This window comes from Speluncibacter jeojiensis (assembly GCF_029589495.1).
In the GTDB taxonomy this organism is placed as follows: Bacteria; Actinomycetota; Actinomycetes; order Mycobacteriales; family Mycobacteriaceae; genus Speluncibacter; species Speluncibacter jeojiensis.
Map to the genome: position 1 here is coordinate 468,156 of NZ_JAAIVF010000003.1, position 20,156 is coordinate 488,311.

The 20,156-nt window shown below is 69.1% G+C and carries 17 protein-coding genes and 2 tRNA genes; 8 read left to right on the plus strand and 11 right to left on the minus strand.

Annotation, left to right across the window (positions count from 1 at the left end):
* Positions 1-16 precede the first annotated feature (16 nt).
* Both G4X40_RS13170 and G4X40_RS13175 read left to right on the plus strand, forming a co-directional pair.
* Positions 17-514, plus strand: a complete 498-nt coding sequence (locus G4X40_RS13170) for a pyridoxamine 5'-phosphate oxidase family protein (RefSeq protein ID WP_277833028.1) — start codon at positions 17-19, stop codon at positions 512-514.
* A 141-nt stretch (positions 515-655) separates the two neighbouring features.
* The gene (locus G4X40_RS13175) at positions 656-823 is read left to right on the plus strand and encodes a DUF5302 domain-containing protein (RefSeq protein ID WP_277833030.1); all 168 of its coding nucleotides are present in this window, start codon (positions 656-658) and stop codon (positions 821-823) included.
* Between the two features lie 69 nt (positions 824-892).
* Here G4X40_RS13175 and G4X40_RS13180 read toward each other — a convergent pair.
* The 3 genes from G4X40_RS13180 to gltX form a co-directional block, all read right to left on the minus strand.
* Positions 893-965 (minus strand) — tRNA-Glu (locus G4X40_RS13180).
* 137 nt (positions 966-1,102) lie between these two features.
* Positions 1,103-1,174 (minus strand) — tRNA-Gln (locus tag G4X40_RS13185).
* 114 nt (positions 1,175-1,288) lie between these two features.
* Positions 1,289-2,788 carry a glutamate--tRNA ligase gene (gene gltX / locus G4X40_RS13190; protein WP_277833032.1) on the minus strand — a complete coding sequence of 500 codons (1,500 nt, stop codon included), beginning with the start codon at positions 2,786-2,788 and terminating at the stop codon, positions 1,289-1,291.
* A 93-nt stretch (positions 2,789-2,881) separates the two neighbouring features.
* Here gltX and bluB point away from each other — a divergent pair, with 93 nt between their 5' ends.
* The gene (bluB, locus tag G4X40_RS13195; RefSeq protein WP_408642201.1) at positions 2,882-3,493 is read left to right on the plus strand and encodes a 5,6-dimethylbenzimidazole synthase; all 612 of its coding nucleotides are present in this window, start codon (positions 2,882-2,884) and stop codon (positions 3,491-3,493) included.
* Positions 3,494-3,524: 31 nt separating this feature from the next.
* Here the strand turns inward: bluB and G4X40_RS13200 are convergent, their stop codons facing one another.
* Positions 3,525-5,141: an AMP-binding protein gene (locus tag G4X40_RS13200; RefSeq protein ID WP_277833034.1), complete on the minus strand. Its 1,617-nt coding sequence runs from the start codon at positions 5,139-5,141 to the stop codon at positions 3,525-3,527.
* Positions 5,142-5,251: 110 nt separating this feature from the next.
* Positions 5,252-6,025 carry a fumarylacetoacetate hydrolase family protein gene (locus G4X40_RS13205; protein ID WP_277833035.1) on the minus strand — a complete coding sequence of 258 codons (774 nt, stop codon included), beginning with the start codon at positions 6,023-6,025 and terminating at the stop codon, positions 5,252-5,254.
* A gap of 134 nt (positions 6,026-6,159) precedes the next feature.
* On the opposite strand from G4X40_RS13205, the gene G4X40_RS13210 reads away from it, so the two are divergent.
* Positions 6,160-7,386, plus strand: coding sequence for an MFS transporter (locus G4X40_RS13210; protein ID WP_277833036.1), 1,227 nt, complete (start codon positions 6,160-6,162; stop codon positions 7,384-7,386).
* Between the two features lie 79 nt (positions 7,387-7,465).
* Here G4X40_RS13210 and G4X40_RS13215 read toward each other — a convergent pair whose 3' ends face one another.
* Positions 7,466-8,476, minus strand: coding sequence for a 3-isopropylmalate dehydrogenase (locus G4X40_RS13215; RefSeq protein WP_277833038.1), 1,011 nt, complete (start codon positions 8,474-8,476; stop codon positions 7,466-7,468).
* Positions 8,477-8,550: 74 nt separating this feature from the next.
* Positions 8,551-10,149, minus strand: a complete 1,599-nt coding sequence (gene serA, locus G4X40_RS13220) for a phosphoglycerate dehydrogenase (RefSeq protein ID WP_277833040.1) — start codon at positions 10,147-10,149, stop codon at positions 8,551-8,553.
* Positions 10,150-10,462: 313 nt separating this feature from the next.
* Between serA and G4X40_RS13225 the strand changes: the two genes are divergently transcribed.
* Positions 10,463-11,131, plus strand: a complete 669-nt coding sequence (locus G4X40_RS13225) for a chymotrypsin family serine protease (protein WP_408642194.1) — start codon at positions 10,463-10,465, stop codon at positions 11,129-11,131.
* An 83-nt stretch (positions 11,132-11,214) separates the two neighbouring features.
* On the opposite strand, the gene ilvC is transcribed toward G4X40_RS13225, so the two are convergent.
* The 3 genes from ilvC to G4X40_RS13240 are packed head-to-tail and all read right to left on the minus strand — an operon-like array spanning position 11,215 to position 14,719.
* Complete coding sequence (gene ilvC, locus G4X40_RS13230; protein WP_277833043.1) at positions 11,215-12,228, minus strand: ketol-acid reductoisomerase; 1,014 nt, start codon at positions 12,226-12,228, stop codon at positions 11,215-11,217.
* A 59-nt stretch (positions 12,229-12,287) separates the two neighbouring features.
* Positions 12,288-12,791, minus strand: coding sequence for an acetolactate synthase small subunit (ilvN, locus tag G4X40_RS13235; RefSeq protein ID WP_277833044.1), 504 nt, complete (start codon positions 12,789-12,791; stop codon positions 12,288-12,290).
* Positions 12,788-14,719, minus strand: coding sequence for an acetolactate synthase large subunit (locus G4X40_RS13240; protein ID WP_277833046.1), 1,932 nt, complete (start codon positions 14,717-14,719; stop codon positions 12,788-12,790). Before G4X40_RS13240 ends, ilvN begins: the two co-directional genes overlap by 4 nt.
* Positions 14,720-15,016: 297 nt before the next feature.
* On the opposite strand from G4X40_RS13240, the gene G4X40_RS13245 reads away from it, so the two are divergent.
* A complete protein-coding gene (locus G4X40_RS13245; protein ID WP_277833047.1) occupies positions 15,017-15,583 on the plus strand; it encodes a PH domain-containing protein in 567 nt (188 codons plus the stop codon).
* A 52-nt stretch (positions 15,584-15,635) separates the two neighbouring features.
* The gene (gene ilvD / locus G4X40_RS13250) at positions 15,636-17,477 is read left to right on the plus strand and encodes a dihydroxy-acid dehydratase (RefSeq protein ID WP_277833049.1); all 1,842 of its coding nucleotides are present in this window, start codon (positions 15,636-15,638) and stop codon (positions 17,475-17,477) included.
* 73 nt (positions 17,478-17,550) lie between these two features.
* On the opposite strand, the gene G4X40_RS13255 is transcribed toward ilvD, so the two are convergent.
* Positions 17,551-18,396, minus strand: coding sequence for a DoxX family protein (locus G4X40_RS13255; protein WP_277833051.1), 846 nt, complete (start codon positions 18,394-18,396; stop codon positions 17,551-17,553).
* A gap of 206 nt (positions 18,397-18,602) precedes the next feature.
* Between G4X40_RS13255 and G4X40_RS13260 the strand changes: the two genes are divergently transcribed.
* Positions 18,603-19,703 (plus strand): PQQ-dependent sugar dehydrogenase, encoded by a 1,101-nt coding sequence (locus tag G4X40_RS13260; protein ID WP_408642202.1) that lies wholly within the window; start codon positions 18,603-18,605, stop codon positions 19,701-19,703.
* Positions 19,704-20,156 lie beyond the last annotated feature (453 nt).

Genomic DNA, 20,156 nt, shown 5'->3' on the forward strand with positions numbered 1-20,156 from the left:
ACCGAGAGGCGAAGACATGGGCGTGAAACAGCGCGACCAGATCAAGATGAGCGAGGCGGAGATCGCCGAGTTCCTCGACCACAGCCGCACCGCGACGATCGCGACCGTCGGCCCGTCGGGCACCCCGCACCTGATTGCCATGTGGTACGCCGTCATCGACGGCCGCATCTGGTTCGAGACCAAGGCGAAGGCACAGAAGGTCCTGAACCTGCGCCGCGACGGCCGGATCACCGCGATGGTCGAGGCCGGCCAGACTTACGACACCCTGCGCGGCGTGTCGATCGAGGGCCGCGCGACGATCGTCGAGGATCCCGACGCACTGTGGGCGTTGGGGGTGCAGATCTGGGAGCGTTACCACGGCGCCTACACCGAGCAGATGCGCCCAGCCGTCGAGATGATGCTGCACAAGCGCGTCGCCGTCCGGATCGACCCGGACCGCGTCCGCAGCTGGGATCATCGCAAGCTCGGACTGCCTGAGATGCCGGTGGCGGGGAGCACCGCGCAGTATCTCTGACCCCTCGCGCCGGCGCACTTACCTCCCCGTTGCGCCGCCGGGCGCCACCCGCCTCTGGATGGCGCCCGGCGGCGAAAACCCCACGACACCGCACGACCCGCGGGGTACCGTCGGCTCACACCCGATCGGGAGGAGTGCACCGTGACCGATGCCGAGAACGAACGGATCAAACAGAGCTTCCGCGAGGCCCTGGACCGCAAGAACCATCGATCGACGGCGCCGTCGGCCCAGGCGGCCGGCGACTCGAAGATTCATCACACCCACGGCCCCGCCGAGCACAAGCGCGAGTTCCGCCGCAAGAGCGGCTGAGCCGCCGAAAAACGATCAGAAAAAAACAAGACGCTCATCGCAATTGCGATGAGCGTCTTGTTTCTCTTGTAGCCCCGACGGGATTCGAACCCGCGCCGCCGCCTTGAGAGGGCGGTGTCCTAGGCCGCTAGACGACGGGGCCAAGACCTATATTCTGTTGTCCCGCTGCACAGTTCGACACACTATTTGTGTTCGGAACTCTGCGGCTCAGCCAGCTTAGCTGGCCCGAGTCTCACATCCAAATCGCGGCTTCGCGTCTGAATTCTGACGAACTCGTTGCTGGGGTACCAGGACTCGAACCTAGAATGGCTGAACCAGAATCAGCTGTGTTGCCAATTACACCATACCCCATTGGTCGGGTCCGTGAGCGCCTCGCTCGGTCGCGCTGCGCCCTCGTTCTCGACCGAGAAGAAGACTACCAAAGCCTCCTCCCCATTCACCAAATCGGCTGGTCAGAGGCCCTGATCAACAGAATTCGGCGCGCGCCGAGCGCATCCGGGCCAGGGTGGTGTCCCGTCCCAGCAGCTCCATCGACTCGTAGAGCGGCGGGCTGATGTGCGAACCGGTGACGGCCACGCGCACCGGCGCAAAGGCCTTGCGCGGCTTGAGCCCGAGTCCGTCGATCAGCGCCGACTTGAGCGCCTCCTCCAGCGCCGCCGCGGTCCACTCGGACAATCCGTCGAGCGCCGCCAGTGCCGCATCCAGCACTGGGCCGGCGTCCTCGCCCAGGTTCTTCGCCGCAGCTGCCGGGTCGACGGTGAAATCGGCCTCGTCGACGAACAGGAACCGCAGCAGCCCCCACGCATCGGAGAGCACGACGATCCGCGTCTGGACCAGATCGGCCGCGGTGGCGAAGACCTGCTCGTCCACCGGGCCGCTCAGGTGCCCGTGCACGGTCAGGAACTCGCGCAGGCGCGCCGCGAAGTCGGCCGGCTCGAGCAGCCGGATGTGCTCGGCGTTGATCGCGTCGGCCTTCTTCTGGTCGAACCGCGCGGGATTGGAGTTGACCCTCGAGATGTCGAAGGCCGCGACCATCTCGTCGAGCGAGAACACGTCGTGATCGTCGGCGATGCTCCAGCCCAGCAGCGCCAGGTAGTTCAGCAGGCCCTCCGGGATGAAACCCCGGTCGCGGTGGATGAACAGATTCGATTCGGGGTCGCGCTTGGACAGCTTCTTGTTGCCCTGTCCCATCACGAACGGCAGGTGCCCGAACCGCGGGGTGAACTCGGCCACGCCGATCCGCTGAAGCGCCTCGTACAGCGCGAGCTGCCGCGGGGTCGAGGACAGCAGGTCCTCGCCGCGCAGCACGTGCGTGATCCGCATCATCGCGTCGTCCACCGGATTGACCAGCGTGTACAGCGGGATGCCGTTGCTGCGGGTGAGCGCGAAGTCCGGCACCGTGCCGGCCCGGAACGTCGTCTCGCCGCGCACCAGGTCGACCCACGTGAGGTCGTGGTCGGGCATGCGCAGCCGCACCACCGCGGACCGCCCCTCCGCCAGGTACGCCGCGCGCTGCTCGTCGGTCAGGTCCCGGTCGAAGTTGTCGTAACCGAGCTTCGGGTCCCGGCCGGCGGTCTTGTGCCGGGCCTCGACCTCCTCGGGCGTGGAGAACGACTCGTAGGCCTCCCCCGCCTCCAGCAGCCGGCGCACAACGTCGAGGTGCAGGTCGCGCCGCTGCGACTGCCGGTACGGCGCGTGCGGCCCGCCGACCTCCGGCCCCTCGTCCCAGTCCAGGCCGAGCCAGCGCAGCGCGTCGAGGATCGCCTGGTACGACTCCTCGCTGTCACGGGCCGCGTCGGTGTCCTCGATCCGGAAGACGAAGGTACCCCCGTGGTGCCGGGCGAAGGCCCAGTTGAACAGTGCGGTCCGGACCAGCCCGACGTGCGGGGTGCCGGTCGGCGAGGGGCAGAAGCGGACGCGGACGGCGCTGTGGTCGTCGACGACGGTCGTGTCTGGGGTGCTCATGGCTCACTTTGCTCGAGGGGGACGGATCGACCTTCAGATTAGCCTCCCAGCTTCGGCAAGTAGGGTCGCTGCGTGACCGAACCCCGCCTGCCGCTGTACGACGTGATCCGGACGCGTCGGGACGTCCGCGCCGAGTTCACCGGCGAGGCGGCCGATCCGGCGGTGCTCGACCGCATCCTCGACGCGGCGCACCGGGCGCCGAGTGTCGGCAACACCCAGCCGTGGGACTTCGTCCTGGTCCGCGACCCGCAGCGGCTGCGCACGTTCGCCGAACACGTCGCGCAGTGCCGCCGGGACTTCGCCGACTCGCTGCCGGCCGACCGTCGCGAGACGTTCGATCCGATCAAGGTGGAGGGCATCGAGGAGAGCGGGCTCGGCGTCGTCGTCACCTACGACCCCCGTCGCGGCGGCACCCACATCCTCGGCCGGCACACCGTCGACGACGTCGGCGTCTTCTCCGCGGTGCTGGCCATCCAGAACCTGTGGCTGGCGGCCACCGCCGAGGGCCTCGGCGTCGGGTGGGTGTCGTTCTACCACGAGGAGTTCCTGGCCGAGATGGTCGGCGCGGTCGCCCCGGTGCGGCCGATCGCCTGGCTGTGCGTCGGCGAGGTCAGTCGGTTGCAGACGGTGCCGGACCTCGAGCGGTTCGGCTGGCGTACGGGCCGTCCGCTGTCAGAGGCCGTGCACACCGAACGACTGCACTGACCGGGAACGGCTGCTGATCGCCGGCGCCGGGTCAGCCCTGGATGCGCGCTGCGTGTCCGGCCCATTCTCGTTCGCGCAGTTCGGCTTTGCACACCTTCCCGGTGGACGTGTGCGGCAGCGCCGACAGGAAGGTGACGGCTGCGGGCGCCTTGTACTTCGCGATGCGTGACCTCGTGTGCTCGATCAACTCCTGCTCGTCGGCGGTCACGCCCGCGGCGAGCACGACGAACGCCTTGGGCCGTTCGCCCCAACGCACGTCAGGTACCCCGATCACCGCCACGTCGCGCACGGCCTCGTGCGTGAGCAGCGCCTGCTCGACCTCGACGGTGGAGATGTTCTCGCCGCCGGAGACCACGACGTCCTTGGCGCGGTCGAGCAACTGCACATACCCGTCAGCGTGCATCACCCCGAGGTCGCCCGAGTGGAACCATCCGCCCCGGAACGCGTCCGCGGTGGCGTCGTCGTCCCGGAAATAGCCCTTCATCACGGTGTTGCCGCGCATGACGATCTCGCCCATTGTCACGCCGTCCGCCGGAACGTCCGCCAACTCTGCGCCGGCGGACCGACGGACCACCCGCACGTCGTCCGCGGTGACCATGCCGACCCCCTGCCGGGCGAGCAACCGGGACCGGGTGTGCACGTCCAGACCCGCCCAGCCGGGCTGCGACTCACAGATCGAGTACGGACCGTAGGTCTCGGTCAGTCCGTAGACGTGGACGACCGAGATGCCGAGTTCCTCCATGCGCGCGATGATCGTCGGGGACGGCGGCGCACCCGCCGTGACCATCGAGATGGGCTGGTCCGGAACCGTGTTCGGCGCGGCGTCCGCCATGATGCTCAGCACCGTCGGTGCGCCCGCCAATCGGTCGACCCGCTCCGCGTCGATCAGCCGCCAGATGTCGTCGCCGCGCACCGCCCGCAGGCACACGTGCACCCCGGCCACGGCCGTCACCGCCCAGGTGGTGCACCAGCCGTTGCAGTGGAACATCGGCAACGTCCACAGATACCGGCTCTCGTGCGAGAGGCCCTGGGTGAGCACCGCGCCCATCGCAGCGAGGTAGGCCCCGCGATGGGTGTACATGACGCCCTTGGGTTTTCCCGTCGTCCCGGAGGTGTAGTTGATCGCGATCGTCGCGGTCTCGTCGGCGACCTCCCACGAGATCTCCTCGTCCGAGGCGGGGTCCAGCCACGACGAATAGCTCTCGGCACCCGAACACCGCGGCTGCCCGCCGTCCGCGTCGGGCAGCACGACCGCGGCCTGCACTCCCGCGGGCAGCGCTTCGGCCGACAGCACCGGAGCGAGCAACTCCGCGTCCGCGAACAGGTACCGGGACCGCGAGTGCTCGAGCACGTACGACACCTCGTCCGTGGAGAGCCGGGTGTTCAGCGCCACCAGCACCCCGCCCGCCAGCGGTACCGCGAAGTGCGCGATCAGCGCCTCTGCAGAGTTGGGCGTGAGGAACGCCACCGACTCCCCCGCCCGCAGTCCCCGCTCCCGCAGCGTGCGCGCCACCCTCGCGGCGATGTCGGCGACGTCGCCGTAGGTCAGGCGGCGTGGTCCGTCCACGATCGCCGTCGCGTCGGGGTGTACCGCGGCCGCACGCTGCAGGAAGCGCAGCGGGGTCAGGGGCGTGTCGAGGCCGGTCATCAGACTCCTTGGCAGGGGCGACGTCCGCCGTCACGGCGTGACCGCGGACACAATCGTCAGCCAGGATTCCGCACGGCCCACCGGGCCGCCACCCCCGATCGGGGGTGTGCTCAGCGCTTGTCGACGACCGGGTTGGTCAACGTGCCGACGCCCTCGACGGTGACGCTGACGCTGTCACCGCTGCGGATCTGCCCGACTCCCGCGGGAGTTCCGGTGAGGATGACGTCGCCGGGCAGCAGTGTCATCACCGCCGACACCCATTCGATGATCTTCGGGATGTCGTGCAGCAGCAGCGAAGTCCGGGACTGCTGCACGGTCTTGCCGTTCAGTTCGGTGCTGATCGCCACATCCGATGCGTCGAGACCGGTGGTGATCCACGGCCCGAGCGGGCAGAAGGTGTCGTGGCTCTTCGCCCGCGTCCACTGTCCGTCGTGGCGCTGGTGATCGCGCGCCGACACGTCGTTCGCGCAGGTGTAGCCGAGCACCACGTCGAGCGCCTTGGCCGCCGGCACGTCCTTGCAGGGCCGCCCGATGACCAGCGCCAGTTCGCCCTCGTAGTGGACCTCGTCGGACGTCGGCGGCAGCACGATCGGGGCGCCGGGTCCGACGATCGAGGTGGACGGCTTCATGAAGATGACCGGATCCTCCGGCGCGGGGCCACCCATCTCCGCGGCGTGGTCGGCGTAGTTCTTGCCGATGCAGATCACCTTGCTGGCAAGGATCGGCGCCAGCAGGCGCACATCGGCGACCGGCCAGCTGCGGCCGGTGAAGGTGGGCGTTCCGAACGGGTGTTCCGCGATCTCCTTGGCGATCTGGTCGGCTCCCTCCCCCTCGATGCTCACGAAGGCGACCCCGTCCGGGCTGGCAATTCGACCTAGGCGCATGGGACTCATCGTAGTGATGCCTCTCATCTCACATTCTGGTCGGCGACTTTCCCGACGCCGACGGGCAGGATAACCTTCCCACACGAATCCACACTCTGAACACTTTCGTTCACATAGTGAGATTGGAGCTCGGAATGGTCACCATCACCCCCACCGAAGTCAGTACCCGCAAAGCGTGGATGATGTTGGGGCTGAGCATGTTCGCAGCAGCGTCCAGCACCGTGTTCATCAACGGTGTGGCGTTCCTCATCCCCGCGCTGCACGACGACCATGGCATGGGACTGGACCAGGCGGGCGTGCTCGCCGCGATGCCCACCATCGGGCTGATGCTCACACTGATCGCCTGGGGTGCGGTGGTCGACCGCATCGGCGAGCGGCGCGTCCTGGTCGCCGGCACCGCACTGACCGCAGTGGCGGCCGTCGGCGCCGCGCTGGCCTCCGGCTACCTGGCCGTCGGCGCGTGTCTGCTGGTTGGCGGAATGGCCGCGGGCAGCACGAACTCCGCCAGCGGACGGGTGGTGGCAGGGTGGTTTCCCGCGCATCGCCGGGGCACCGCGATGGGCATCCGGCAGATGGCCCAGCCCCTGGGCGTCGCCGTCGGCGCGATGGCCGTCCCGCCGATCGCGGGCCACTTCGGCATCGGTACGGCGTTCCTCCTGCCGGCTGGCGTCAACGTGGTGGCCGCACTGGCCTGCCTGGTCGGGGTGATCGATCCGCCGCGGCCCGCACGCTCGACCGAGACGCGCGACGGCGCGCTCGACAACCCCTATCGGCAGTCGAACGCGCTGTGGCGCATCCACGCGGTCTCGGTGCTGCTGGTGGTGCCGCAGTTCACGGTGTGGACGTTCGCACTGGTGTGGCTGATGTCCGACCGGCACCTGTCCGCACCGGCCGCGGGAGTTGTCGTCGTGGTGTCCCAGATCCTCGGCGCACTGGGCCGGATGGGGGCCGGGATCTGGTCCGACCGGGCGGGCAGTCGCATGCGGCCACTGCGCACGGTGGCGATCGCCGCCGCGGTCGCGATGGCCCTGCTGGCGTTGACCGATCAGCTGTCGTCGCCGGCGTCGATCGCGCTGCTGGTGATCGCCTCGGTGATCACGGTGGCGGACAACGGGTTGGCGTTCACCGCCGTCGCCGAGATCAGCGGGCCGTACTGGTCCGGCAGGGCGCTGGGCGCGCAGAACACCAGCCAGTACCTGACGGCCTCGGTCGTGCCCCCGCTGTTCGGTGCGATCATCGGCACCTTCGGCTATCCGCTGGCCTTCCTGGCCACCGCGCTGTGCCCGATCCTGGCGGTGCCGTTGGTACCGGTGGAGCGCCGCCCGCGGCAGCCGGATGCGGAGCGGGCCGTTCCGAATTGACCCGGCTCGCAACCGAGGACGCGAGCGGCCGCCCGGCACTAATGCCGGGCGGCCGCTCGCGTGGCGAATCTTCTGAGGCTCAGAGCCTTCCGAGGATCCGGTCGCCGATCTGCGAGGTGCTCGACGCGGCGTCGCCCCGCTCGGCGAGGTCCGCGGCCACCGCCGACTGGATCCTCGCAGATTCGTCCGCCCGGCCCAGGTGGTCGAGCAGCAGCGACACCGACAGCACCGCGGCGGTCGGGTCGGCTTTGCCCTGGCCCGCGATGTCGGGCGCGCTGCCGTGCACCGGCTCGAACATGCTCGGGTTGGTGCCGGTCGCATCGATGTTGCCGCTGGCGGCCAAGCCGATGCCACCGCTGACGGCCGCCGCCAGGTCGGTGATGATGTCGCCGAACAGGTTGTCGGTGACGATCACGTCGAAGCGGCCGGGGTTGGTGACCATGTGGATGGTCGCCGCGTCGACGTGCATGTAGTCGGACTGCACCTCCGGGAACTCCGCCGCGATCTCGTCGACGGTGCGGGTCCACAGGTGTCCGGCGTAGGCCAGCACGTTGTTCTTGTGCACCAGGGTCAGATGCTTGCGGCGCTGCATGGCCTTCGCGAAGGCGTAGCGCACAACACGTTCCACACCGAAGCGGGTGTTGGTGCTGACCTCGGTCGCGACCTCGTGCGGGGTGCCGACGCGAATCGCGCCGCCGGTGCCCGTGTACGGACCCTCGGTGCCCTCGCGCACCACCAGGAAGTCGATGTCCGGGTTGCCGGCAAGCGGGCTCGAGACCCCGGCGAACAGCTTCGACGGACGCAGGTTCACGTGGTGGTCGAGCGCGAACCTGGTGTGCAGCAACAATCCTCGCTCGAGCACGCCGCTCTGCACCGACGGGTCGCCGATGGCTCCGAGCAGGATCGCGTCGTGCTCTTTGAGCTCCGCCAGCACCGAGTCCGGCATCAGTTCACCGGTCGCGTGGTAACGCCGGGCGCCGAGGTCGTACTCGGTCTTCGCGACTCCGGGCACGACGGCGTCGAGCACCTTGAGCGCCTCGCCGATCACCTCGGGGCCGATGCCGTCGCCGGCGATGACAGCAAGCTTCATGGGGCACATCCTCACTACGTTCGGGAGAGACCGAGGCCGGCCGCCTGCTCGGGCGGCCGGCCTCGTCCTCGGTACTAGTCCAGGTTGACGGCGGCGATGTTCTTCGCGCCCACCGCCGAGCCGATCCGCTCGAGCACGTCGCCGGCGACCGCGGCGTCGACGCGCAGCAGCATGATCGCGTGCTCGGAGTCCTCGGTCTGGCTGATCTGCGCGGCCTCGATGTTGATCTGGGCCTCGCCGAGGAGCGAACCGACCTGGCCCATGACACCCGGGCGATCGGTGTAGCCGACCAGCACGTAGTCGCCCTCGGCGCGCAGGTCGAAGCTGCGTCCGTTGACGTTGACGATCTTCTCGACCAGCGTCGGGCCGGAGAGGGTGCCTCCGACCGAGTTCACCCGGCCGTCGCCGTACACGGCCTTGAGGGTGACCAGGCTGCGGTGGTTCGGGCTCTCGGACTCCTTGGTCACCTGCGCCTCGACACCACGCTCCTTGGCCAGGGCCGGCGCGTTGACGAACGTGACCGCGTCCTCGATGACCGCGGAGAACAGGCCCCGCAGCGCCGAGAGCGCCAGGATGCCCACGTCCTCCGAGGCCAGCTCGCCGCGGACGTCGACCTGCAGGCTGGTGGGGACCTCGTCGGCGAGGGTTCCGGTCAGCACGCCGAGCTTGCGCACCAGCTCCAGCCACGGCGAAACCTCTTCGCCGACAACGCCGCCGGCCTGCACGTTGACCGCGTCCGGCACGAACTCGCCGGCCAGGGCCAGCTTGACGCTCGCGGCCACGTCGGTACCCGCACGGTCCTGGGCCTCGGAGGTGGAGGCGCCCAGGTGCGGGGTGACGACGACCTGCGGCAGCTCGAACAGCGGACTGTCGGTGCACGGCTCGCTGGAGAACACGTCGAGGCCCGCGCCGCGCACGTGGCCGGACTTGATGGCGTCGTAGAGCGCCTGCTCGTCGATCAGTCCGCCGCGGGCGGCGTTGACGATGATCACGCCCTTCTTGGTGCGGGCGAGCTGCTCCTTGCCGATCAGGCCCTTCGTCTCGGGGGTCTTCGGCAGGTGCACGGAGATCAGGTCGGCGCGCTCGAGCAACTCGTCCAGGCTCAGCAGCTCGATGCCGAGTTGGGCGGCGCGGGCCGCGGAGACGTACGGGTCGTACGCGACGATGTGGGTCTCGAACGCGGCCAGGCGCTGCGCGAACAGCTGCCCGATCCGGCCGAGCCCGACCACGCCGACGGTCTTGCCGAAGATCTCGACACCGTTGAAGCTGCTGCGCTTCCAGGTGTGCTCACGCAGCGTGGCGTCCGCGGCCGGGATCTGCCGGGCGGTCGCGAGCATCAGCGACACGGCGTGCTCGGCAGCGGTGTGGATGTTCGACGTCGGCGCGTTGACCACCATCACGCCGCGCGCGGTCGCGGCCGGCACGTCGACGTTGTCGAGGCCGACGCCGGCGCGGGCGACGATCTTCAGCTTGGGGGCGGCGGCCAGCACCTCGGCGTCGACGGTGGTGGCGGAGCGGACCAGAAGCGCGTCGGCCTCCGGTACGGCGGCGAGCAGCGCCGGGCGGTCGGGTCCATCGACCCAGCGGACCTCGACGTCCTCGCCGAGAGCCTCGACAGTGGACGGTGCGAGCTTGTCGGCGATCAGGACAACGGGACGGCCTTGCTGGCTCACGTGTATGACTCCCTAACGTGGTCGATGGTGCTGGACGAACGATGGTGATGCCGGTGGGCGCGGTGACGCTCGAGGGACCCACCCCCGCAGGTCGGCCGACAGCTCCGGCCACTCCCGCGCCTCGAGTTTAGTGCCCGGGGCAATGTGAGCCGAAACGTGATCCACAGGCTGGACGCTCCCCGGCCGGTGCCGTGGCGCCCGGGCCGTACCACGCCGGGTGCTGCGACGGCCGCCGATGCACCTGATCAGGTGAGCAGCCCGCACGGTGTCACTTACTATATGTGGGAATGACCACAGCTACCGAGGGGAACGCGTGATCAAGAAAATCGGAATGACCGTCGTGGCAGCCGCGGCCGTCGCAGCGACAGTCGGCGTCATGCCGGCCAACGCCGCTCCGGCCAAGGCGGTTCTCGGCGGAGGCTCGGGCATCATCATCAACGGCGATGTCGCCTGCACGCTGACCACCATCGGGCACGACGCCCAGAACAACCTGGTCGGGATCACCGCCGGGCACTGCGGCGATCCCGGCGCCAAGGTCGTCCCCGAATTCGACGCCGCCGCGGGGGTGGTCGGCACGTTCGTCAAGTCCGACCCCAACCTCGACTATGCGGTGATCCAGTTCGATCCGAACAAGGTGCTCCCCGTCGACCGGATCGGCGGCCTGACCATCAGCCGGATCGGCGCCCCGGCCAACTTCCCCAACATCGCCTGCAAGGAGGGCCGGACCACCGGCAACACCTGCGGCATCACCTGGATGACCGATCTACCCGACAACGCCACGTGGACCCAGATCTGCGTGATGGAGGGCGACTCCGGCTCGCCGGTCGTGGTCGGCAACACGCTGGTCGGCATGGTCAACGCCTACCTCGAGCTGCCGTGCGTCGGCCCGGAGGTCGGCACCACGATGCAGTCGATCATGGCGGACGTGAACAAGAACCCGGCCCCGGGCGGGGTCGGCCGTGGATTCGTGCCGGTGCCCTGACCGGACCGCGAACACCGAAGAACCCCCGGGCGAGTGCCCGGGGGTTCTTTCGTATCGCGGCCCTTCGGGCCTGTGCGGTGAGACTAGGCCGTCTCGGTGATCGGGCGATCGACCCAGCTCATCAGGCTGCGCAGCTTGGCGCCGACGACCTCGATCGGGTGCTCGGCGTTCTCCTTGCGCAGGGCCTCGAGCTCCTTGTTGCCGCCCTCGACGTTGGCGACGAGGCGCTTGACGAACTCACCGGACTGGATGTCGGCGAGCACCTCCTTCATGCGCTCCTTGGTGCCGGCATCGATGACGCGCGGGCCGGAGAGGTAGCCACCGAACTCGGCGGTGTCGGAGACCGAGTAGTTCATCCGGCCGATGCCGCCCTCGTACATGAGGTCGACGATCAGCTTGAGCTCGTGCAGCACCTCGAAGTAGGCCATCTCGGGGGCGTAGCCCGCCTCGACCATGACCTCGAAGCCGGTCTGGACCAGCTTCTCGGTGCCACCGCAGAGCACGGCCTGCTCACCGAACAGGTCGGTCTCGGTCTCTTCCTTGAAGGTGGTCTTGATGACGCCGGCGCGGGTGCCGCCGATGCCCTTGGCGTAGGACAGCGCGAGCGCCTGCCCGTTGCCGGCCGGGTCCTGGTCGACCGCGATGAGCGCGGGCACGCCCTTGCCGTCGACGAACTGACGACGAACCAGGTGGCCCGGGCCCTTCGGCGCGACCATCGCGACGACGACGTTGGCCGGCGCCTCGATCAGCTTGAAGTGGATGTTCAGGCCGTGCCCGAAGAACAGCGCGTCGCCGTCCTTGAGGTTGGGCTCGATGTCGTTCTTGTAGATCGAGGCCTGCGCGGTGTCGGGCGCGAGCACCATGATCACGTCAGCCCAGGCGGAGACCTCGGCGGGGGTGCCGACGGTCAGGCCCTGCTCCTCGGCCTTGGCCCGCGACTTCGAGCCCTCCTTCAGGCCGATGCGCACCTCGACGCCGGAGTCGCGCAGGCTCAGCGAGTGCGCGTGACCCTGGCTGCCGTAGCCGATCACGGCGACCTTGCGGCCCTGGATGATCGACAGATCTGCGTCGTCGTCGTAGAAGATCTCGACTGCCACTGTGGTTCCCTTCGTGGATGTTCGACTGTGTCGGGTTGTGAAAAATGTTTGGGGTGAATCTATCGGGTCGCGGTGATGGACTTCGGTCCGCGCCCGACGGCGACCACACCGGACTGCACGATCTCGCGGATGCCGTAGGTGTCGAGCATCCGCAGCAGCGCCTCGAGCTTCTCGCGGGTGCCGGTCGCCTCGACGGTGACCGCCTCGGGCGAGACGTCGATGACCTTCGCGCGGAACAGGTTCACGGTCTCGAGGACCTGGCTGCGCACGGTCACGTCGGCCCGCACCTTCACCAGGATGAGCTCCCGCGCCACCGAATGGGCGGGATCCTGTTCGACGATCTTGATGACGTTGATCAGCTTGTTGAGCTGCTTGGTCACCTGCTCGAGCGGGAACTCCTCCACGGTCACGACGATCGTCATGCGGGAGATCTCGGGCACCTCGGTCGCACCGACCGCGAGCGAGGAGATGTTGAACCCGCGCCGCGAGAACAGGGCGGCCACGCGGGCCAGAACGCCCGGCTTGTCCTCGACGAGAACGCTCAGAGTGTGCGTGGTGCTCACTGACTGTCCCTTTCCGCCGCTGCGGCGGCACGCTCTTCGCCCGCGGTCATCGCTTCGTGGATGGTGGCCGGCTCCGAGGCCGTCTCGTCGTCGTCGAACAGCGGCCGGATGTCGCGGGCCGCCATGATCTCGTCGTTGCCGGTCCCGGCGGCGACCATCGGCCACACCTGGGCGTCGGCGCCGACGATGAAGTCGATCACCACCGGCCGGTCGTTGATCTCGCGCGCCTGCGCGATGACCTTCTCGACGTCCTCTTCCTTCTCACAGCGCAGCCCGACGCAGCCGAGCGCCTCGGCGAGCTTGACGAAGTCGGGGATGCGCCGCGAGTGGGTGGCCAGGTCGGTGTTCGAGTAGCGCTGCTCGTAGAACAGCGTCTGCCACTGGCGGACCATGCCGAGGTTGCCGTTGTTGATCAGGGCGACCTTGATCGGCACACCCTCGATCGCCGCGGTGGCCAACTCCTGGTTGGTCATCTGGAAGCAGCCGTCGCCGTCGATGGCCCAGACCTCGGTGTCGGGCGCACCCATCTTGGCGCCCAGCGCCGCCGGGACCGCGTAGCCCATCGTGCCCAGACCGCCGGAGTTGAGCCAGGTGCGCGGCTTGTCGTAGGTGATGAACTGCGCCGCCCACATCTGGTGCTGGCCCACGCCCGCGACGTAGATCGCGTCGGGCCCGGCCGCGCGGCCGACAGCCTCGATCACATACTCCGGGGAGAGCGCACCGTCGGACGGGCGGTCGTAGCTCAGCGGGTAGGTCTGGCGCATGCCGTCGAGGTAGGCCCACCACTCGGTCAGGTCCGGCGCCGGCACCGTGTCGCGGTCGGCACGGACGGCCTCGATCAGCTCGGTGATGACCTCCTTGCAGTCGCCCACTATCGGAACGTCCGCGTGCCTGTTCTTGCCGATCTCTGCCGGGTCGATGTCGGCGTGGATGACCTTCGCGCCGAGCGCGAAGGAGTCCAACCGGCCGGTGACGCGGTCGTCGAACCGGGCCCCGAGGGTGACCAGCAGATCCGCGCGCTGCAGCGCGGCGACGGCGGAGACCTTGCCGTGCATTCCCGGCATGCCGCAATGCAGCCGGTGGCTGTCCGGGAACGCGCCGCGGGCCATCAGCGTGGTGACGACGGGGATACCGGTCAACTCGGCGAGCTCGAGCAGTTCGGCCGACGCGTCGGCCTTGATGACGCCGCCGCCGACGTAGAGCACCGGGTTCTTCGCGTCGGCGATCAGCCGCGCGGCCTCGCGGACCTGCTTGCCGTGCGGCTTGGTGACCGGACGGTAGCCGGGCAGTCGCATCTCCGGCGGCCAGCTGAAGGTGGTCTGGGCCTGCAGGATGTCCTTCGGGATGTCGACGAGCACCGCACCCGGGCGGCCCGACTCCGCCAGGTAGAACGCCTCGGCGATGATCCGCGGGATGTCGACGCCCTCGGTGATCAGGAAGTTGTGCTTGGTGATCGGCATCGTGATGCCGGAGATGTCGGCTTCCTGGAAGGCGTCGGTGCCGATCAGCGGGCGGCCGACCTGGCCGGTGATCGCCACGACCGGCACGGAGTCCATCTGCGCATCCGCCAGCGGGGTCACCAGGTTGGTCGCGCCGGGGCCCGAGGTGGCCATGCACACGCCCACCCGGCCGGTGGCCTGCGCGTACCCGGTTGCGGCGTGACCGGCGCCCTGCTCGTGCCGGACGAGGACGTGCCGCACCTTCTTCGAGTCGAACATCGGGTCGTAGACCGGCAGGATGGCGCCTCCCGGGATGCCGAACACGATGTCGACGCCGAGCTCCTCGAGCGACCGGACCACGGACTGCGCGCCGGTGACCCGCTCGGGCGGGAGCGGGCGGCGGACGGCCTGGGATTCGGCGGACGGCGCCGCACTGCTGGTCGTGGCCTTGCGCGTCGGGGGCTGAGGCCGTGCGGTAGGTGCGCTCACTGCAGGCTCCTCTGATCGGGTTCGCGCGGACCTGCGAGGACCGTGCGGACAATTGCGGGGCGAAATGGGTGCGAACAACAAAAAACCCCCGCCAGCAGCAAGCTGCTGTACGAGGGTGGCGCGTCGATGCGGGAGAGCTGCAGGTACCGGCTCAGGCGACGACGCGCCGGCCGATTACGAGCAAATTCTTGAACATCACGCGCTCGACCGTATGCGTGCTGCGGGCGTCGAGTCAATTCGAAGACCATCCAATCCCAGGATGTGGGAGCAAACGGCCTGGATGCGAGAATGTATGTTGTGCCATCCCCGCAACAGTCCACCCCAGACGATACCCCCGACGCGCAGTCCGGCGTGCGCTCCCCCGCCCCCGCGGTCATCCGGATTCCGGCCACCGCACATCTGGCCGAGGTGGTGCTGCTGCTCCTGCTGACCCTGCCGGCGTTCACCTGGCCCGCCGCCAGCGCATGGCTGCTCGCGATCCCCGTCCTGCTCGCCGTGTGGACCGAGCGGGTCCGCACCGAGGTCTCGACGAGCGGATTGCGGGTGCGCACGTTCACCGGGTCCCGGCAGATCGGCTGGGATCAGCTCAAAGGGCTGCATTTCCCGCGCAACCGGTGGGCGCGCGCGGAACTGACGGACGGGACACCGGTGAGTCTGCCCGCCGTCCACTTCCGTCAGGTCTCGATCCTCGCGGCCGCCAGCGGCGGCCGGATCCCCGACCCCTACGCCGCCGACACCTCCCCGACCGCGGACGCCGCGCCGGCAGACGATGTCGCGGCAGGCGATGCAGTGGCCGACAACCCGCAGACACCGCCCGTCGAGCGCGATCGACCGCAAGATCGGGCCGACGACCCACGCGAGTAACCTGGCCGGTCAGAGGCGACAAACAGCCCGTTCCCACCCGAAGAGGTCGCACATGCCCCCGCTCCGTTCCCGAACCACCACTGCCGGCCGCAACGCCGCCGGCGCCCGCGCCCTGTGGCGGGCGACCGGCATGACCGATTCCGATTTCGGCAAACCCATTGTGGCCATTGCGAACTCGTACACGCAGTTCGTCCCCGGACACGTGCACCTGAAGAACGTCGGCGAGATCGTCGCCGAGGCGGTCCGGGCCGCGGGCGGCGTGCCGCGCGAGTTCCACACCATCGCGGTCGACGACGGCATCGCGATGGGTCACGGCGGCATGCTGTACTCGCTGCCGAGCCGCGAGATCATCGCGGACTCCGTGGAATACATGGTCAACGCGCACACCGCGGACGCACTGGTGTGCATCTCGAACTGCGACAAGATCACCCCGGGCATGCTCAATGCCGCCATGCGCCTGAACATCCCGACCGTCTTCGTCTCGGGCGGCCCCATGGAGGCCGGCAAGGCCGTCGTCGTGAACGGCGTCGCCCAGGCCCCCACGGACCTGATCACCGCGATCTCCGCGAGCGCCAGCGAAGCCGTCACCGACGAGGGCCTCGACGAGGTCGAGCGCAGCGCGTGTCCCACCTGCGGTTCGTGCTCCGGCATGTTCACCGCCAACTCGATGAACTGCCTGACCGAGGCGCTCGGGCTCGCGCTGCCCGGCAACGGTTCCACGCTCGCCACCCACGGGGCGCGCCGCGCACTGTTCCAGCGGGCCGGCACGGTCGTCGTCGAGGCCGCCAAGCGCTGGTACCAGGACGACGACGCATCGGTGCTGCCGCGGAACGTGGCCTCCCCCAAGGCTTTCCGCAACGCCATGGCGCTGGATGTCGCGATGGGCGGGTCCACCAACACCGTCCTGCACACGCTCGCGGCGGCGCAGGAGGGGGAGGTCGATTTCGACCTGACCACCATCGACGAGATCAGCCGCCGCGTGCCGTGTCTGTCGAAGGTGTCGCCCAACTCCGACTATCACATGGAGGACGTGCACCGCGCCGGCGGAATCCCCGCACTGCTCGGCGAGCTGCGCCGGGCCGGGCTGCTGGAGACCGACGTCACGACCGTGCACACCCGCACGATCGACGAGTGGCTCGACACCTGGGACATCCGCTCCGGCAAGGCGAGTGACGAGGCGCTCGAGTTGTTCCACGCGGCGCCGGGCGGGGTCCGGACCACCGAACCGTTCTCGACGAACAACCGCTGGAGTTCGCTGGACACCGACGCGGAGGGCGGCTGCATCCGCGACCTGGAGCACGCGTACACGGTCGAGGGCGGGCTCTGCGTGCTGCGCGGCAACATCGCACTCGACGGCGCGATCCTCAAGACCGCGGGCATCGACGAAGACCTGTTCACCTTCGAGGGGCCGGCACTGGTGGTCGAGTCGCAGGAGGAGGCGGTCTCGATGATCCTGGGCAAGAAGGTCTCCCCCGGTGACGTGGTGGTGGTGCGGTACGAGGGACCGGCGGGCGGCCCGGGCATGCAGGAGATGCTGCACCCGACGTCGTTCCTCAAGGGGCTCGGTCTGGGCAAGGTCTGCGCGCTGATCACCGACGGCCGCTTCTCCGGCGGCACCTCGGGATTGTCGATCGGGCACGTGTCGCCCGAGGCCGCGGCAGGCGGCACGATCGGCCTGGTCGAGAACGGCGACCGGATCCGCATCGACGTGCCCACCCGCGCGATCGAACTGCTCGTCGACGACGAGACCCTCGCCCAGCGCCGCGCGAAGATGGAGTCCTCCGAGCGTCCGTGGCAGCCCGTCGACCGGGAACGTACGGTCACCACGGCGCTGCGCGCCTACGCGGCACTGGCCACCTCGGCCGACAAGGGCGCGGTCCGACGGGTGCCGTGACAACTGCTCGAAACGAATGAAGCGGCCGGCTGCGGGAACTCCCGCGGCCGGCCGTTTCGGTTCACTCGATGGATCAGCGGAACGGGTTGGCGTCGTTGAAGACCACCCACATCGCGACGCCAGCGGCGACGCCGAGCACGAGCAGCGCCAGCGAGCCGAGGAACGGCCGGGTCGCCCACTTGCGCCCGTAGTCCAGGGCGATCCGGCCCGGTCCGGTCAGCGCGATCGCCGCGGCGCCGAGCGCCACGACCGTCGGGTACTCGACGCCCTTGGGGACGAAGAACTGGAATCCGGGTTCGGCCGCCTGGGTGAAGCACCAGGCGTTGACCATCACGCCCACCGCGGCGGCCGCCCCGACGGGGGTGAGCAGGCCGAGTACCAGCAGCACACCTGCGACCAGCTCGGTGACCGGACCGGCGATGGCCAGCGCGTGCGCATGCTGGTAGCCCGCGTCGACGAGCACCTGCCGGAATCCGTCGATGCCGGGGCCGTTCCACCAGCCGAAGAGCTTCTGCAATCCGTGCGCGATCAGCACGCCGCCGATCGCGATCCGCAGCAGCAGCAACCCCAGGTCGATCGTCCCCCGCTTGGGCTGTGGCGGCTCCTCCAGATGCGAGTCCATCTCGGCCACCACGGATTCGGGTTCGCGGCGAGCGGTGGTGAGGTCCTCGTAGCTGGGAGCGTCGTACATGGGCAACCGCACCGTGGCCTTCTCGGACTCCGGCAGGTCGGCCTCGGTGCTCAGGACCTGCGTGCGGTCGAACGCGAGGGTGCCGGAGCCAGACTGGGCCTGCAGGTGTTCCACCGGAATCTGCTCGGTCGGCTCGTCGAACGGGCTCGAACCCGACTCGACGCCGGGGTCCGACGACTTCTCCGGGTTCGCGGGTTGTTCCGGCTGATCGCGGGCGTCATCGTTCACGGGGCGAGCGTAGTTTGCGAGCGCTCGCCGCTGCGGTATTCGACCGGGGCGTGGCGAATCGAGCCGGATTCCGTACTGTCGATGCCGTGCCATCGGTAAAGGGGCCTTCGACCGCCCCCCAGCGCAAGCGGCGTCCTCGCGGAACGAACCGCCGCGCACGCGGGAGTGCGCGGGTCGCCGCGGTGACGATCTTCACAGCCTGTGCGATGGTGTCGGCGGGGTGCGCGCAATTCGAGAACGCCGACTCCGGCACGTTCCATCCGGCACCCAGTTTCGGGGCGGGCGCCCAGGTTCAGCCCGAGGTGCCCAGTGCTCCGAACCCGAGCCCGGCGCCGCAACCAGGTCAGCCCAAGCCGCCACCGCCGGCCCCCTGCGTCGACCCCGATCCGAACGTGGTGGCCACCTGCCTCGGCAGCGTCGGCGCGGTCGTGGTGCTACCCGACGGATCGGGCGCGGTGGTCGGTGAGCGTGACACCGGCCGGATCCTGCGTGTCGTCCCGGGCCGGCCACCGACACAGATCGCACAGATCCCGGTCGACGCCGCCGGAGACGGCGGATTGACTGCGCTCGCGTTGTCGCCGACCTTCGACGAGGACCAACTGATCTACGCGTACGTCACCACCTCGTCCGACAACCGGGTGGTCCGGGTCGCACCGGGCGATGTCCCGAAGACGGTGTACTCCGGAATCCCCCGGGGCGCCACCGGAAACGCCGGAGCGCTCGCGTTCACCGGTAAGCAGAGTCTGCTCGTGCTGACCGGCGACGCAGGAGATCCGGCCGCCGCGAAGGATCCCGCATCCCTCGCCGGCAAGCTGCTGCGTCTGACCGCGCTGACCGCCGGTGCTCAGTCCAGTGAGCCGCCCCCGCAACAGGTCTCGTCAGGATTCGGCGCCGCCGGCGGGTTGTGCGTCGACCGTTCGAGCGGCACCGCCTGGGTCACCGATCGCGGAGCCACCCAGGACCGGTTGCAGCGGGTCTCCCCCGACGGCGCGGCCGTCTCGACGGTGTGGACCTGGCCGGACCGGCCGGGCGTGGCCGGATGCGGAGCCTCCGGCGATCTGGTGGCCATCGCACTGACCGGCGCCAAGGAGGTGGCGGTGATCACGCTCGACAAGGACACCGGTGCAGTCAACGGGACCCCGATTCCGGTGGCCCAGAACCAGTACGGCCGGCTCGGCAGCGCCGATCTGGGCCCCGACGGCACCATCTGGGTGGGCACCGTGAACAAATCCGGCGGCGATCCCGGGCCGACCGACGACCGGGTGGTCCGTATTCCGCTGCCCAAACCGAGCGGCGGCCGCGACTAGAGACGAGGAACACCTGGCGTCGGACTGCTTTCCCGCCGTCGCGCTCACGATCGCGAATCTCGACGGCAGGCCAGTCGGATTCGTCGGCACGCACGACGGCAACCTGGAGATGCTGTTCGTCGACGAGGCGAGTCGGCCGTATCCGCTGCTTCATCTGTGCCTTGGCGCTGCCACGCCTCCGCCTACCCATGGGTCGCCGGCAGATCGCTGGCCCACCCTGTCCTAGCTTCCAGTCGGGTGCCCACCTCCATTCGACTTCGCACCGCACACTCACGAAATCGGCTCCATGTCATGACCAATCACACACACTCGAACATGTGTTCGTGTAATGTGTGGTCATGGGGATCGGGGAGATCAGGGGTGACGAGCAGACCGCCGCGCTGCTCGATACCGAGCTGTGGCAGCTCAGTGACGCTCAGCTGATCGAAGCCATCCCCGCCGTCACCGAACAGA